The organism is Pseudomonas sp. Leaf58, from assembly GCF_003627215.1.
Taxonomy (GTDB): domain Bacteria; phylum Pseudomonadota; class Gammaproteobacteria; order Pseudomonadales; family Pseudomonadaceae; genus Aquipseudomonas.
The window spans coordinates 4,993,228-5,009,085 of record NZ_CP032677.1 but is presented as its reverse complement, the minus strand read 5'-3'; the positions used below and the strand labels follow the sequence as shown (position 1 = coordinate 5,009,085).

Below are 15,858 nucleotides of genomic sequence, written 5' to 3'. Positions count from 1 at the left end.
TCCTGTTATTGTTAACTTGTATATACATATACAGGCGTTTGCCTGCCGGGTAAACTGCGGCAAGCTACCGCTCATTCCATTTGCACAAGGATCCAACGCCGTGCCGACACCTCCTGTCTCCGCGCTGGTTGCCCAGATGGGCGAGGGCCCGGCGCCGCTGTACGCCCGGGTTAAACAAATGATCATCCAGCAGATCGACAACGGCAGTTGGCCGCCGCATCACCGGGTGCCCTCGGAGAGCGAGTTGGTCAGCCAGCTGGGCTTCAGCCGCATGACCATCAACCGCGCCCTGCGCGAACTTACCGCCGAAGGCCTGCTGGTGCGCATGCAGGGCGTAGGTACCTTCGTGGCTGAGCCCAAGGGCCGTTCAGCGTTGTTCGAAGTCAACAACATCGCCGACGAGATCGCCGCGCGTGGCCACCAGCATAGCTGCCAGGTGATTGTTCTCACCGAGGAAGCGGCCGGCTCCGAGCGGGCCCTGGCCCTGGACATGCGCGAAGGCCAGCGGGTGTTCCACTCGCTGATCGTGCATTTCGAGAACGGCGTGCCGGTGCAAATCGAGGACCGCTACGTCAACGCGGCGATTGCCCCCGAATACCTCAAGCAGGATTTCACCCGGCAGACGCCTTATGCCTACCTGTCCCAGGTGGCGCCACTGACCGAGGGCGAGCACGTGGTCGAGGCGATCCTGGCTGAACCGGAAGAATGCCGCCTGTTGCAGATCGAGCGGGGCGAGCCTTGCCTGCTGATCCGCCGGCGTACTTGGTCCGGCCGCCAGCCGGTGACCGCTGCGCGGCTGATCCACCCCGGTTCCCGTCATCGCCTGGAAGGACGTTTCAGTAAATGAGCCAGTTGCAGTTGTTGCGTGCGCAGGATTACCCGCGCATGCCGTGGAAGAACGGTGGCGGTTTCACCGAAGAAATTACCCGCGACAGTGGCGAGGGCCTGGACGGCTTTGGTTGGCGCCTGTCGATTGCCGATATCGAGGAGTCCGGCGGCTTTTCCACCTTCGCCGGCTATCAGCGGATTATCACCGTGTTGCAGGGCGACGGCATGCGCCTGCTGGTCGACGGCCAGGCCAGCCGGCCATTGCTGCCGTTCGATGCGTTTGCCTTCAGCGGCGAGAGCCAGGTTAGCTGCAAGCTACTGGGTGGGGCGATTCGCGATTTCAACTTGATCTATGCGCCGCAGCGTTATCGGGCGCGGCTGCAGTGGTTGGATGGCACCAGCCGGGTGTACAGCTCGGCTTCGACGGTGTTGTTGTTCGCGGCCAGTAATCAGGTCGAGGTGGGTATTGCTGGGCGCGAGACGCAGCGTTTGGGGTTGTATGATTGCCTGCGGCTGGAAGGCAACGACGCGTTGCTGGAGCTGGATGTGCAGGGAAGGTACTGCCTGATCGAACTGGCGCCGCGCTGAGGGTTCGCCTGGAAGTTTCTGTCGCCTGTGAGATCGAGCGCCGCCCGCGCGGCGCTCGATCTATGCATAACCACAAAACTCAAGCCATTCAGCGGAAAGGTCTAAATATTTTGGTTGTCCATGCTTGTACATACAAGTAAAGGTGTGTTTGTATATTGACCACGACATACCCGCCCGCGGACGACCGCAGAGGACCTTTCCCGTGACCGACAACAACAAATACCGTGACGTTGAAATCCGTGCCCCACGTGGCAACAAGCTGACCGCCAAAAGCTGGCTGACTGAAGCGCCACTGCGCATGCTGATGAACAACCTCGATCCACAGGTCGCGGAAAACCCGAAAGAACTGGTGGTGTACGGTGGTATCGGCCGCGCCGCACGCAACTGGGCCTGCTACGACAAGATCGTCGAGACCCTGACCCGCCTGGAAGACGATGAAACCCTGCTGGTGCAATCGGGCAAGCCGGTCGGCGTGTTCAAGACCCACAGCAACGCCCCGCGTGTGCTGATCGCCAACTCCAACCTGGTACCGCACTGGGCCAACTGGGAACACTTCAACGAACTGGACGCCAAGGGCCTGGCCATGTACGGCCAGATGACCGCCGGCAGCTGGATCTACATTGGTAGCCAGGGCATCGTCCAAGGCACCTACGAAACCTTCGTCGAAGCCGGTCGTCAGCACTACGGCGGCAGCCTGAAGGGCAAGTGGGTACTCACTGCCGGCCTGGGCGGCATGGGTGGCGCCCAGCCGCTGGCCGCCACCCTGGCTGGCGCCTGCTCGCTGAACATCGAATGCCAGCAGAGCCGCATCGACTTCCGCCTGGAAACCCGTTACGTCGACGAGCAGGCCACTGACCTCGACGACGCCCTGGCGCGCATCGCCAAGTACACCGCCGAAGGCAAGGCAATCTCCATCGCCCTGCACGGCAACGCCGCGGAAATCTTGCCAGAGCTGGTCAAACGTGGCGTGCGTCCGGACATGGTCACCGACCAGACCAGCGCCCACGACCCACTGAACGGCTACCTGCCGGCCGGCTGGACCTGGGAGCAGTACCGCGACCGCGCGCAGACCGAGCCGGCTGCAGTGGTCAAGGCCGCCAAGCAGTCGATGGCCGTGCACGTTCAAGCCATGCTCGACTTCCAGAAACAGGGCGTACCAACCTTCGACTACGGCAACAACATCCGCCAAATGGCCAAGGAAGAGGGCGTAGCCAATGCCTTCGACTTCCCAGGCTTCGTCCCGGCCTACATTCGCCCACTGTTCTGCCGTGGCGTCGGTCCGTTCCGCTGGGCGGCGCTGTCCGGTGAGGCCGAAGACATCTACAAAACCGACGCCAAGGTCAAGGAACTGATCCCCGACGACGCCCACTTGCACCGCTGGCTGGACATGGCCCGCGAGCGCATCAGCTTCCAGGGCCTGCCGGCACGTATCTGCTGGGTTGGCCTGGGCCTGCGCGCCAAGCTGGGCCTGGCGTTCAACGAAATGGTCCGCAGCGGTGAGCTGTCGGCGCCGGTGGTTATCGGCCGTGACCACCTGGACTCGGGCTCGGTATCCAGCCCTAACCGCGAAACCGAAGCCATGCGCGATGGTTCTGACGCTGTTTCCGACTGGCCGCTGCTCAATGCCCTGCTCAACACCGCAGGCGGCGCCACCTGGGTGTCGCTGCACCACGGCGGCGGTGTGGGCATGGGCTTCTCCCAGCACTCGGGCATGGTCATCGTCTGCGACGGTACCGATGAAGCCGCCGAGCGTATCGCCCGTGTGCTGACCAACGACCCAGGGACTGGCGTAATGCGCCATGCCGATGCCGGTTACGACATCGCCATCGACTGCGCCAAGGAGCAGGGCCTGGACCTGCCGATGATCACCGGCTGATCGCCACACTTTGGATCGCACCCCACAAGGGGTGATACTGAATAACAAGAAGGAGCGCGCAGGCACCCACGAACGGGCCTGCGGCTCCACGCGATTGGAGTAGCGAAGTGACCGAATTGACCCTTAAGCCAGGCACCCTGACCCTGGCTCAACTGCGCGCCATCCATGCTGCGCCTGTGCGCCTGAAACTGGATGCCAGCGCCGCCCCGGCCATCGACGCCAGCGTTGCCTGCGTCGAGCAGATCATAGCTGAAGACCGTACTGCCTACGGCATCAACACAGGCTTTGGCCTGCTGGCCTCGACCCGCATCGCCAGCCACGACCTGGAAAACCTGCAGCGCTCGCTGGTGCTGTCCCACGCCGCTGGTGTCGGCGCGCCGCTGGATGACGACCTGGTGCGGCTGATCATGGTGCTGAAGATCAACAGCCTCAGCCGCGGCTTCTCGGGCATCCGCCGCAAGGTGATCGACGCGCTGATCGCCCTGGTCAACGCCGAAGTCTACCCGCACATCCCGCTGAAAGGCTCGGTAGGCGCTTCCGGTGACCTCGCCCCCCTGGCGCACATGTCGCTGGTGCTGCTGGGCGAAGGCAAGGCCCGTTACAAAGGCCAGTGGCTGTCGGCCACCGAAGCCCTGGCCGTCGCCGGTCTCGAACCGTTGACCCTGGCCGCCAAAGAAGGCCTGGCCCTGCTCAACGGCACTCAGGCGTCCACCGCCTATGCCCTGCGTGGCCTGTTCCAGGGTGAAGACCTGTACGCCGCCGCCATCGCCTGCGGTGGCCTGAGCGTCGAAGCCGCCCTGGGCTCGCGTTCGCCGTTCGATGCGCGCATCCACGAAGTGCGTGGCCAGCGCGGCCAGATCGACACTGCTGCCTGCTTCCGTGACCTGCTGGGCGATTCCAGCGAAGTGTCGCTGTCGCACAAGAACTGCGACAAGGTTCAAGACCCGTACTCGCTGCGCTGTCAGCCGCAGGTCATGGGCGCCTGCCTGACCCAACTGCGCCAGGCCGCCGAGGTGCTGGGCATCGAAGCCAACGCTGTATCGGACAACCCGCTGGTGTTCGCTGCCGAAGGTGACGTGATCTCCGGCGGTAACTTCCACGCCGAACCGGTGGCCATGGCCGCCGACAACCTCGCCCTGGCCATCGCCGAAATCGGTTCGCTCAGCGAGCGCCGCATCTCGCTGATGATGGACAAGCACATGTCTCAGCTGCCGCCATTCCTGGTGGAAAACGGCGGGGTCAACTCGGGCTTCATGATCGCTCAGGTTACCGCCGCGGCCCTGGCCAGCGAGAACAAGGCCCTGTCGCACCCGCACAGCGTCGACAGCCTGCCAACCTCGGCCAACCAGGAAGACCACGTGTCGATGGCCCCGGCTGCTGGCAAGCGCCTGTGGGAAATGGCCGAGAACACCCGTGGCGTGCTGGCCATCGAATGGCTGGGTGCTTGCCAGGGCTTGGACCTGCGCAAGGGCCTGAAGACCTCAGCCAAGCTGGAGCAAGCGCGCAAGGCGCTGCGCAGCGAAGTGCCGCACTACGACCGTGACCGTTTCTTCGCGCCGGACATCGAAAAGGCCATGGAACTGTTGGCCAAGGGTAGCCTGACCGGTTTGCTGCCGGCCGGTGTGCTGCCAAGCCTGTAATGCCCCTTGGGGCCGCTGTGCGGCCCTTCGCGGGCCCGCCCGCTCCCGCAGGAGTACCGAAGCCTTCAAGGCTAGCGCTGTACCTGTAGGAGCGGGCGTGCCCGCGAATGGGCTGCAAGGCAGCCCCCTGATCTCACGACCACAAAAACAATTTAAGGACGTGACATGCAACAAACTCAAGGTCTAAAGCGTGGGCTAAATGCCCGCCACATCCGTTTCATGGCCCTCGGTTCCGCTATCGGTACCGGGCTTTTCTACGGCTCCGCTTCAGCCATTCAAATGGCCGGCCCGGCCGTGCTGCTGGCTTACCTGATCGGCGGTGCCGCCGTGTTCATGGTCATGCGCGCCCTCGGTGAGATGGCCGTGCATAACCCGGTGGCCGGCTCCTTCGGCCACTACGCCACTACCTACCTCGGCCCTATGGCCGGCTTCATCCTCGGTTGGACCTACGCCTTCGAGATGGTCATCGTGGCCATCGCCGACGTCACCGCCTTCGGTATCTACATGGGCTTCTGGTTCCCAGAGGTGGCCCGCTGGATCTGGGTGCTGGGCATCGTGTTCCTGATCGGTGGCCTCAACCTGTGCAACGTCAAGGTATTTGGCGAAATGGAATTCTGGCTGTCGTTGCTCAAGGTCGGCGCCATCGTGGCGATGATCCTGGCCGGCCTCGGCATCATGGCCTTCGGCTTCAGCCAGGTAGGCACCGGGCATGCCGTAGGTGTCAGCAACCTGTTCGACCACGGTGGCTTCATGCCCAATGGCGTCAGTGGCCTGATCGCCTCCTTTGCCGTGGTGATGTTCGCTTTCGGCGGCATCGAGATCATCGGTGTTACCGCCGGTGAGGCCAAGGACCCACAGCGCGTCATCCCCAAGGCGATCAACGCCGTGCCGCTGCGTATCCTGCTGTTCTACGTGCTCACCCTGTTCGTGCTGATGTGCCTGTACCCATGGCCGCAAATCGGTAGCCAGGGCAGCCCGTTCGTGCAGATCTTCAGCAACCTGGGCATTGGCTCTGCCGCCGCCGTGCTGAACATCGTGGTGATTTCCGCCGCCATCTCGGCCATCAACAGCGACATCTTCGGCGCCGGCCGCATGATGTACGGCCTGGCCCATCAAGGCCACGCCCCGCGCGGTTTCAGCAAGCTGTCGAAACACGGCGTGCCATGGATGACCGTGGTGGTGATGGGCGCTGCGCTGCTGATCGGCGTAGTGTTGAACTACCTGATCCCGGAGAACGTGTTCCTGCTGATCGCTTCTATCGCTACCTTCGCCACCGTGTGGGTGTGGCTGATGATCCTGGTCACTCAGGTGGCCATGCGCCGCAGCATGAGCCGTGAGCAAGTCGCCCAGTTGCAGTTCCCGGTACCGTTCTGGCCTTACGGCCCGGCCATGGCCATTGCGTTCATGGTGTTCATCTTTGGTGTGCTCGGTTACTTCCCGGATACCCAGGCGGCGTTGCTCGTCGGCGTGGTGTGGGTGGTGTTCCTGGTGGCGTCCTACCTGCTGTGGTGCAAGCCGCGTGCAGGGCAGTGCCAGCTGGCAGCGGAGCCGGCCGAGCTGCATCGCTAGTAAAGGAGATTACGCATGAGAACCCTCTGGCAGCACTGCCATGTGGCAACCATGGCCGAAGGCCGTTACTCGGCCATCGAGGACGCGGCCATCGTCACCCGGGCCGGGCTGATCGAGTGGATCGGCCCACGCGCCGAGCTGGCGCCGCTCGAGGCTGAGCGCACGGTGGACCTGGGCGGCGCCTGGGTCACCCCAGGGCTGATCGACTGCCACACCCACGCGGTGTTCGGCGGCAACCGCAGCGGTGAGTTCGAGCAGCGCCTGCAGGGTGTGAGCTATGCCGAAATCGCTGCGCAGGGCGGTGGCATCGCCAGCACCGTGCGGGCCACCCGCGCGGCCAGCGAGGATGAGTTGTTCGCCAGTGCCCGCCAGCGCGTTCAGGCGTTGATGCGCGATGGCGTGACCACCCTCGAGGTCAAGTCCGGCTACGGCCTGGACCTGGCCAACGAGCGCAAGATGTTGCGTGTGGCCCGACGCCTGGCCGACGAGCTGCCGCTGGCGGTGCGGACCACTTGCCTGGCCGCGCATGCCTTGCCGCCGGAGTACGTCGGCCGGGCCGATGACTATATCGCACACATCTGCGATGAAATGCTGCCGGCCCTGGCCGCCGAAGGCCTGGTGGATGCGGTGGATGCGTTCTGCGAACACCTGGCATTCTCCCCGACCCAGGTCGAGCGGTTGTTCATCAAGGCGCGTCAGCTGGGCCTGCCGGTCAAGCTGCACGCCGAACAGCTGTCGTCGCTGCACGGCTCCAGCCTGGCGGCGCGCTACCAGGCGTTGTCGGCCGACCACCTGGAGTTCATGACCGAGGAAGATGCCATCGCCATGGCTGCATCCGGCACGGTCGCCGTGCTGCTGCCGGGCGCCTTCTACTTCCTGCGCGAAACCCAACTGCCGCCGATGGACGCATTGCGCCGCCACGGGGTGAAGATCGCCCTGGCCAGCGACCTCAACCCTGGCACCTCGCCAGGGCTGTCGCTGCGGCTGATGCTGAACATGGGCTGTACCTGCTTCCGCATGACCCCGGAAGAAGCATTGGCTGGCGTCACGGTGCACGCCGCCACGGCGTTGGGCCTGGGCGACAGCCACGGTTCGCTGGAAGTGGGCAAGGTGGCCGACTTTGTCGCCTGGCAGATCGAACGCCCCGCCGACCTGGCCTATTGGCTGGGCGGCGACTTGCCCAAGCGCGTGGTGCGCAAGGGCCACGAGATTTCCAATTGAGTGAGGCACGATGGACAAGGTACTGAGTTTTCACCAGGGCCGCCTGCCGCTGCTGATCAGCATGCCGCATGCCGGCCTGAAACTGTCGCCGGCGGTGCGAGACGGGCTGGTCGACCAGGCGCGCAGCTTGCCGGACACCGACTGGCATATCCCGCAGCTGTATGACTTTGCCCGCGATATGGGGGCCAGCGTGGTAGCCGCGGAGTACTCGCGTTTCGTCATCGACCTGAACCGCCCGGATGATGACAAACCGTTGTACGCCGGCGCCACCACCGGCCTGTACCCGGCCACGCTGTTCGAGGGCGAGCCGTTGTTCAAGGACGGTATGGAACCCACGAGCGAGGAGCGCCAGGCGTACCTGGCGCAGATCTGGCGCCCTTATCACGACACCCTTCGCCGCGAGCTGGCCCGGCTACGTGAGCAGTTTGGCTACGCACTGTTGTGGGACGCCCATTCGATCCGCTCGTTGATCCCGCATCTGTTCGAAGGCAAGCTGCCGGACTTCAACCTGGGCACCTTCAACGGTGCCAGTTGCGACCCGCAACTGGCCGAGCGGTTGCAAGGTGCATGTGTGCAAGCGCAAGCGCAAGGCTACAGCCATGTACTCAACGGTCGCTTCAAGGGCGGGCATATCACCCGGCATTACGGCGACCCGGCCAACCATGTTCATGCCGTGCAGCTGGAGCTGGCGCAGAGTACCTACATGGAAGAGCGCGAGCCGTTCGCCTACCGTGAAGACTTGGCTCAGCCGACCCAGCAGGTATTGAAGCAGCTTCTGCAAACGCTGCTGGAGTGGGGCGCGGCGCGCTACGGGCGGTGAAGTTAGCCCATCAAAGTGGCGACGCGATGCAGGTCATCCGCGTCGCCATCCATTAGGCTCAGTGTTTGTTGACCTGCGCGATGGTGAGTTCGCGCAGTAGCTCCTGCTCTTCTTGGTCCTTGTCCATTTGCAAGCCCTGCTGCAAATTCAGCTCGTCCTGGAGCGAGTGATCCTTGCTGGCCAGCTCGAGCACCCGCAAACGGAAGCGCGCTTCTATTTCGGCAAAGCGGTCGGCATATTCGACGCGCAGGCGCGTGGTCCAGTCCGTATTCGCCAGCATGTAGTCGACGAGTACATCGCTCAGTTCACTTTTGCGGACCTTTTCCAGCACACTGGACAACTCATCGCGCGCCAGGTTTGCGGCCCCGCGAAAACGCATGCTGTCGGCGATCGGCAGGTCCAGTTCCTTCGCCAGTTCGCGCCGGTAGGCTAGGCGCACCGAGACCCGGTCACCTGAGCCAGTCCGCTGGTTGGCCAGTGTCTCCAGCTGTTCAATACGAAACAGCTGCAACAGGCGCCGTCGCAGTGCTTGCAGGGTATCGCCAGCGTCGATCAGCAGGCGCTGGCTCATCAGGTACAGTTCAATGTTGTTGAACTCCTGCAATGCGCCATCGTGACAGGTCTGCGAGCCGGTTTCCGGGTCGGGCAAGGCTTCGATGGCGATGCTCTCCATGATTGGGCGGTCTGTTTCGCTATTGGCTGCTGCCACCAGCATCAGGCGTACCCGCTCGCAGAAGCTGGCCCGGGTATTGGGGTCGACGAATGGCGCGGCATTGTGCAGACGGCCCACCAGGCGCAACAAGTCGCTACCTTCGAGCCTTTCCCAGCAGGCCTGCAAGGCCTCGTTCTGCGCGCCGTTGCCAAGCATCCAGTCTTCCAGCCTGGGCGTGTCGTCACCCAACAGCGGAAAGTGCGGGTGGTCGAGTGACCCTTCGCTCGAAGAATCGACGAACATCAGGTTGTCGGGGATATCCAGGGCGAAGGAGTAGCTGTGCTGGCTGTCCGAAAATGCGCGTACGCGCAGAATGGTTTCGTCCGGCAGCGGGTTGTCGAACAAGGCGATCGACGAAATTGGCATGGCGTTGTTCAAGTTCGACAGGATGTGCTCGGGTAATTGGCTGATGTTGTTGGCACTCAGGTCCAGCAGCTCCAGTGGCAGCAAGCTGTCGCACCAGCTCGGCCAGGCTTGCAGGTTCATGTTGGTCAGCGCAAGTGACTGCAGGTTGCTCGACAGCGACGTGGGTACTTGGTTGATGCTGCCCATCCGGTTGCCGGACAGGTCCAGCGAGTTCAGCTGTGGCAGCCTTGCGAAAATGTCTAGCATGGCCTGGTCGACTTCCAGCCCCATGTTGCGAAACTCCAGGTAGGTGAGTTGCGCAAGGCGAGCCAAGGCGGATGCCAGCGAAGGGGTGGCGGCCTGGTGCGCATCGATGGTCAACCGAGTGATGTTGGGGAACCGGCTGAGCAGTTCGTCAAGTTGTGAGGCGCTGCCCCGTAGTCGCGTCAAGGTCATTGCACGCACGCGCGGGCCGAAGAACGCGGGCAGCCGCCTGGGGAAATGCTCGATGGCCACGTCTTCGAGTTGCAGGCGCAGGTAGGACTGGCCCTGCTCCTGTTGGTCCCAGAATTGGCTGATCGCCGACTCGATACGCTGCCGGTCCGCCAGTGCTGCCTGGGTCAATGGGTTGCTTGAACTGGATGCCTGGGCCCAGCCATCGATCGCATCACGCATCTGTTGGCGCTCATCGCGAATGCGTGCCAGCTGTTCAGAAAGTGCCGCGGGCTGGTCCGTGGTGATGCCAGACGTGTCAACGCGCTCATTCAGCAGCAAGCGCTGCAGGTGGGTTTCATTGATGCTATTGCCTTCCAGGGAGATCACCGGTGGGGTGGCCAGCGTGTCGGCTTCATGAAGCAGGAACGAGGGCAACGACCGGAGATTGTTGTGGCGCAACGACAGATGGGTGATACGCGCCAGGGCATCGCTGCCAATCCCGATGGGCCATTGGGTCAGTTGCATGTGGTCCAGGCCCAGGTAATCCAGGGTCAATTCATGGAAACTTGGGCTGTTGCTCTGCGCCAGTCGGTTACCACTCAGGTCCAGGTATCTCAATTGGCGGAGCCCTGCCAACAGGTTCAGGTCGCTGTCGGAAAGCGCCATGTTCTGGTTGGTGATCACCAGCCGTTGCAGGCCTGGCAGTTGCTCGGTAATGGTAGGCACGCTGAACAGGAAGGACGACGGCGTGGCCCTGGGGTCATATGGCCGGCTGATTTCCAGCGATTCGAGCTGCGGCATCTGCCTGAGCAGGCGCTGCAGCAGGCGTTCGTTTTGCGCCCAGCCTGCAAGCGTTGTTGATGGCAGGTCGACCAGGCTAAGGCTGCGCACACGGGTGTTAAAGAAGTCCGGCAAAGTCAGTGGAATGTCAGCCAGTGGCACGCGGGCTACCCGTAGCTCCGCTGGATGCTGCGTGGTTTCATCCAAGGCGGTGTCGTACCAGTGCTGCATGATCGAATCGCGCAGGCTGTCATAGTCGCGGGCCGCCTGGTCGGTTGCCGGTGAGATGGCCTCGCTCCAATCGTCCAGCCTGCTTTGCAGCTCGTTGCGCCGCTCCAGCAGTGCCTGTAAATGTTCGAGTATCTGCAACTGGTTACGACCGCCGCTGGCAAGCGCCATCAACACCTGGTCTGCCGTCCGGCCGGTACGCGCGGCAAGCCCGGTGCGTTCAACGGCATCGAGCAGGGTCTGGCGGGTGACGCCTTGGGTCGCCGGGCCACCACCACTAAGCGGATAACCCAGGCGGCCATCGGCAAGGCGCATGGGCGAACGGTAGCCTGGGCGTATGGGCTGCATGCCCAGCACCTTCCGCAACTGCACCCGGGGCAGCAACGGGCTTTCCTGTACGCGTAACTGCAGCGCCCCCGGGGCGGTGACTTGCAGTTGTTCCATTGCCGCCGGTAGCGCCTCGTACAGTGCGGTATAGAGGCTTGGGTAGGCTGTGACCGCAGCACTGGCCAGGCTTTCATTGTGAACGATGTAGCCAGCGCGGGCATGGGTGATGGACGTGTACGGGCGAGCGTCCAGTGGGCCGATGCAATGTTCCTGGGCAGGCCAGCCCAGGCGCTGCAACAGCCGCAGCTTGGTCGCGGCGGGCCAGCCTGGCAGGCGCTCGAGCGTGTGCACGATCAACCGGTCGCTGTCCCAGTTTGGCACGCTGGACAGGTACAGCCCCTCATAGGCACGGGCAAGGCGGATCTGTTGCTGGTAGATGCGGACTTCCTCGCCAAGGCGCAGCGGCACCTTGCCGCTGCCGAGCATCTGCCGTTCGCGGGTGCTAACGCCGCGAGCGAGCTCATTGGCGACAGCGCGCGGAAGCTTCGGGTACCGCTGCAGGATCGCTTCGGCCCCCGGCGCCAGGTTGCTCGGCAAGCTAGCGTAAGCCCGAGAGTACGCGGCTGGCCGGGTGCTTGCCTCAGGCAGTTGGCGGATCGTTTCGTCCAACTTGAAGCGTTGCAAGGTGTCGTCCAGCAAGGCTGGCAGCCGTTGGCTTTCAGCTAGGGCACGGCGCAGCACGTCTTCGTCGGTGCCGCTGATGGCGAGCATCCGTTGCAACGTCGGCTCGTCGAAGTGCGCGCTCAAGTGGCCCATGCGACGCAGCAGTGCCATGCCCGACCAACTCAGCGGCTTATCGGTAACGTGTAGCCAGGCGCCGGCACCGTTATGCCGCACTGGCGGTGTGTAGCGGCGAGGGTTTTGCGGGTGTTGCAGGCGGTACTCGCCGGTGCTTGGCGCCTGTTCGACGATGTACTGATTGCCTTCCAGCACCAGCCATTGTCTGCCTTGGTGGTGGCGAAGGCCCAGCGCGTCCGGTTCAAGGTCGTCAGGCAGCACCTCGTGGCTCTGGTAGGGGGTAAGGTTGGCTTTCCACAAGCAGACCTGGCCATCGGGCATTTCGATGTCTTCCAGTTCCTCGATGAAAGAGGGCGTTTCCACTGGAATTCGCTCGATTTCCGGCTCTTCCACCTCCGCAGCTTCTGGGTCAGGGCCTTCCACCGCGCCACCCACTTCGCCGCCCCCTGCTTTCAGTGCTTTAGCCGCGGCGCTGAGGGCTGCCATGATCGCCACGTTTTCGATCACATCGACCAGGTAGCCGTAGGCGGTATCGCGCTCGTCGTTTTCCCAGGCTTCGATGCCCTCGTACACTTCATGGGCCAGTTGGGCTACGCACACGGCGAGCATCGCCTCGCCCAGCCCTGGCACGAAGAAACCGGCTATGTTCAGGGCCGTCAGCGCGCGGCTGGCCATTAGCTCGCGGTGGGCCTGGGCGGTACGCCGGTCGACGATTTCGGTTGGCGTGGCGTGAAACAGCACATCTTGTTCGTGGCGTTGGGCTTTCTGAAACGCCATGTGCCCCTGAAACGCGTGACTGAACGGCTGTGCGACCGGATGCAGCGTGGCATGTGGGTCCGGGACGCGCTCATGCACGCCGCGGGGGCTCCAGCCGAAAGGCATTAGCCGCTCTTCGAGGCGGGCGATTATCGTCGCCTTGTCGCGGTCGGCGATGTGTTTGTCCAGGTAGCCTATGTCGGCCAGCAGCCGGTCGCGCAACCCGGCCTGCAGCGTTACGTGGTCAGGGAACTCCTTGAGCGGCAGCGTATCGTCTTCCGGGATATACAGGGCCACTGCCTGAAGCCCATCGCTGTGCAGTGTGACGAGCACGACGCCGGTCAGTTCGGCCTCCCACAAGTGGAGCGCACTGAACGTTACCTGCGCGTTGGCTGCTGGGGCCTGCTCGAGTGGCGCGGCCAGGGCGGCGCTGTACAGCGTTTCGCTGATGTCGCCCTTGAGGCGGGCGAAATGCAGGGCTTGCTTGAACGCCGAAACCTCGGCTTGGCCCAGCGTCCGGTAAACGGCCAAAGCGGCTTCGTCGGCACTGAGCTGCGGCGTGGCTGGCGGGTAATAGATGGCATGGAGCAAATCATGGTAATTGCCACCGATGTCTAGCGTGCGGCATAAGCCGGCAAATGCCTCGGCAGGAATATCCACTGCGTTGGTGATGGGGACGGTGCCCATGAAGCGCCGGTGATCGAGGATGGCGGGCTTTTTCAGTGGGGCCTCGGGCGCGTCCATGCCATGCTCGGCAGCGGCATCCTGGTCGAAATTGTGCAGGGCGCAGTGCAGCAGCGAGCGGGTAGCTCGGTCGACGGCCTGGCGGCTGTCGATGGCGTTGCTGGTGTCGATCAGGCGCGGGTCGACCAAATAGGTACTGCGCACATCCACGGCCAGCCCGAATTGCTGCTGAATGGCTTGGCTCAGGGCTTCGATAGCGTAGGTTTGCAGGTCGGGTAGCTGTTCAAACAGGGTATGCACCTGCGCCTGGTGTTCGCGGTGGCGGGCATGTTCTGCCTGCCATGCACGCGCAATGTCCGGCTGTTGCTGGATCGCCGTCGTCAGCCAGGCCGGGGCCTGCTGCCCATTGCGCAGGGCGCGCAGGGTTTCTGTCGGGGCATGCTTCAGCCAGGTAGGCACCCTGCGCTCGAGGGTGGCGTAATGGATGCTAGGCGGTGTGGTGATTGCAGTTGGCACGGCGGGAGCCCTTGCTTGGTATGGGGCACGGGACTATCGCTGGCCTGTCTGCGGGGTAAGAGGTAGATATGTGTGCCCTCTGCGGGCCGACGCATCAGCGCGGACGGTGCTCAAAGCGCAATTCAGGTTTATGATGGCCCACGGCCGAACTTATCCTCACACGGAGTGCGCAATGCAGACCCTGTACCCGCAGATCAAACCCTACGCCCGGCACGATCTGGCCGTGGAAGCGCCGCATGTGCTGTATGTCGACGAAAGCGGCTCGCCAGAAGGTCTGCCGGTGGTGTTCATCCACGGTGGCCCCGGCGCCGGTTGCGATGCCCAGAGCCGTTGCTATTTCGACCCTACGCTGTATCGCATCATCACCTTCGATCAGCGCGGCTGTGGCCGCTCCACGCCGCACGCAAGCCTGGAGAACAACACCACCTGGCACTTGGTCGAGGACCTGGAACGTATCCGCGAGCACCTGGGGATAGACAAGTGGGTGTTGTTCGGCGGCTCGTGGGGCTCCACCCTGGCGCTGGCCTATGCCCAGACCCATCCTGAGCGGGTGCATGGCCTGATCCTGCGCGGTATCTTCCTGTGCCGCCCGCAGGAGATCCAGTGGTTCTACCAGGAAGGCGCCAGTCGCCTGTTCCCCGACTACTGGCAGGACTACATCGCACCAATCCCGCCAGAGGAGCGGGGCGACCTGGTCAAGGCTTTCCACAAGCGCCTGACCGGCAACGACCAGATCGCCCAGATGCACGCGGCCAAGGCCTGGTCCACCTGGGAAGGCCGTACCGCCACCCTGCGCCCCAACCCGCTGGTGGTCGACCGCTTCTCTGAGCCGCAGCGGGCCCTGTCGATCGCCCGTATCGAATGCCACTACTTCATGAACGATGCCTTCCTCGAGCCAGACCAGCTGATCCGCGACATGCCGAAAATCGCCCACCTGCCGGCGGTGATCGTGCACGGGCGCTATGATGTGATCTGCCCGCTGGACAACGCCTGGGCGCTGCACCAAGCCTGGCCGAATAGCGAACTGAAAGTGATCCGCGACGCCGGCCACGCGGCTTCCGAGCCCGGCATCACCGATGCTTTGGTGCGTGCCGCCGACCAGATGGCCCGGCGCCTGCTCGACTTGCCCCTGGAAGAAGCATGAAGGGCCTGTTGCAGCGTGTGCGTTGCGCACGGGTGGAGGTAGCGGGGGAGGTGGTCGGTGCCATCGACCAGGGTTTGCTGGTGCTGGTGGCAGTCGAACCTGAAGATTCCCGTGAACAGGCCGATAAGCTGCTGCACAAGCTGTTGAACTACCGGGTGTTCAGCGATGAGCAGGGTAAGATGAACCTGTCGTTGAAGGATGTCGGGGGTGGTTTGTTGCTGGTTTCCCAGTTCACCCTGGCAGCGGACACCCGCAATGGCATGCGCCCAAGCTTCTCGACGGCAGCGCCACCGGCCCTCGGCGCCGAGTTGTTCGATTATCTTTTGCAACAAGCGAAGGCTCAGCACACCGATGTGGCGAGTGGGCGATTTGGCGCAGACATGCAGGTGCACTTGGTCAATGATGGCCCCGTAACATTTATGTTACAAATGTGAGGTCGAAAAACCCCTTGTTTGTACGAAAACAAGGGGTTTTGTACGATAAATAGTTGTTCCAGCCTGATGCGTTGTCACGCGACCTGCTGGATAATCGCGCGCTGCATGGACCTGCGTTCGCAGGTTCGTTTCACTCTGACTCGAGCATTGTCTGGAA

At 63.2% G+C, this 15,858-nt stretch carries 10 protein-coding genes; 9 read left to right on the top strand and 1 reads right to left on the bottom strand.

Annotated features, from left to right (window positions below):
• Positions 1-136: 136 nt before the first annotated feature.
• The 7 genes from hutC to hutG all read left to right on the top strand — a co-directional run bounded on the left by hutC (position 137) and on the right by hutG (position 8,542).
• Positions 137-847: a histidine utilization repressor gene (gene hutC, locus DV532_RS23235; RefSeq protein ID WP_177339521.1), complete on the top strand. Its 711-nt coding sequence runs from the start codon at positions 137-139 to the stop codon at positions 845-847.
• On the top strand, positions 844-1,416 hold the full coding sequence (locus DV532_RS23230) for a HutD family protein (RefSeq protein ID WP_056794455.1): 573 nt from the start codon (positions 844-846) through the stop codon (positions 1,414-1,416). Before hutC ends, DV532_RS23230 begins: the two co-directional genes overlap by 4 nt.
• Before the next feature lie 202 nt (positions 1,417-1,618).
• Positions 1,619-3,292 (top strand): urocanate hydratase, encoded by a 1,674-nt coding sequence (gene hutU / locus DV532_RS23225; protein WP_056794457.1) that lies wholly within the window; start codon positions 1,619-1,621, stop codon positions 3,290-3,292.
• A 107-nt stretch (positions 3,293-3,399) separates the two neighbouring features.
• Positions 3,400-4,932 (top strand): histidine ammonia-lyase, encoded by a 1,533-nt coding sequence (gene hutH / locus DV532_RS23220; protein ID WP_056794458.1) that lies wholly within the window; start codon positions 3,400-3,402, stop codon positions 4,930-4,932.
• 165 nt (positions 4,933-5,097) lie between these two features.
• Positions 5,098-6,501 (top strand): amino acid permease, encoded by a 1,404-nt coding sequence (locus DV532_RS23215; RefSeq protein ID WP_056794460.1) that lies wholly within the window; start codon positions 5,098-5,100, stop codon positions 6,499-6,501.
• A 15-nt stretch (positions 6,502-6,516) separates the two neighbouring features.
• Complete coding sequence (hutI, locus tag DV532_RS23210; RefSeq protein ID WP_056794462.1) at positions 6,517-7,722, top strand: imidazolonepropionase; 1,206 nt, start codon at positions 6,517-6,519, stop codon at positions 7,720-7,722.
• Between the two features lie 10 nt (positions 7,723-7,732).
• Positions 7,733-8,542 (top strand): N-formylglutamate deformylase, encoded by an 810-nt coding sequence (gene hutG, locus DV532_RS23205; protein WP_056794463.1) that lies wholly within the window; start codon positions 7,733-7,735, stop codon positions 8,540-8,542.
• A gap of 58 nt (positions 8,543-8,600) precedes the next feature.
• On the opposite strand, the gene DV532_RS23200 is transcribed toward hutG, so the two are convergent.
• The gene (locus DV532_RS23200; RefSeq protein WP_236707469.1) at positions 8,601-14,123 is read right to left on the bottom strand and encodes a dermonecrotic toxin domain-containing protein; all 5,523 of its coding nucleotides are present in this window, start codon (positions 14,121-14,123) and stop codon (positions 8,601-8,603) included.
• A gap of 172 nt (positions 14,124-14,295) precedes the next feature.
• Here DV532_RS23200 and pip point away from each other — a divergent pair, with 172 nt between their 5' ends.
• A complete protein-coding gene (gene pip, locus DV532_RS23195; RefSeq protein WP_056794465.1) occupies positions 14,296-15,267 on the top strand; it encodes a prolyl aminopeptidase in 972 nt (323 codons plus the stop codon).
• A complete protein-coding gene (gene dtd, locus DV532_RS23190; protein WP_056794467.1) occupies positions 15,264-15,701 on the top strand; it encodes a D-aminoacyl-tRNA deacylase in 438 nt (145 codons plus the stop codon). Before pip ends, dtd begins: the two co-directional genes overlap by 4 nt.
• The last annotated feature ends 157 nt before the right edge of the window (positions 15,702-15,858 follow it).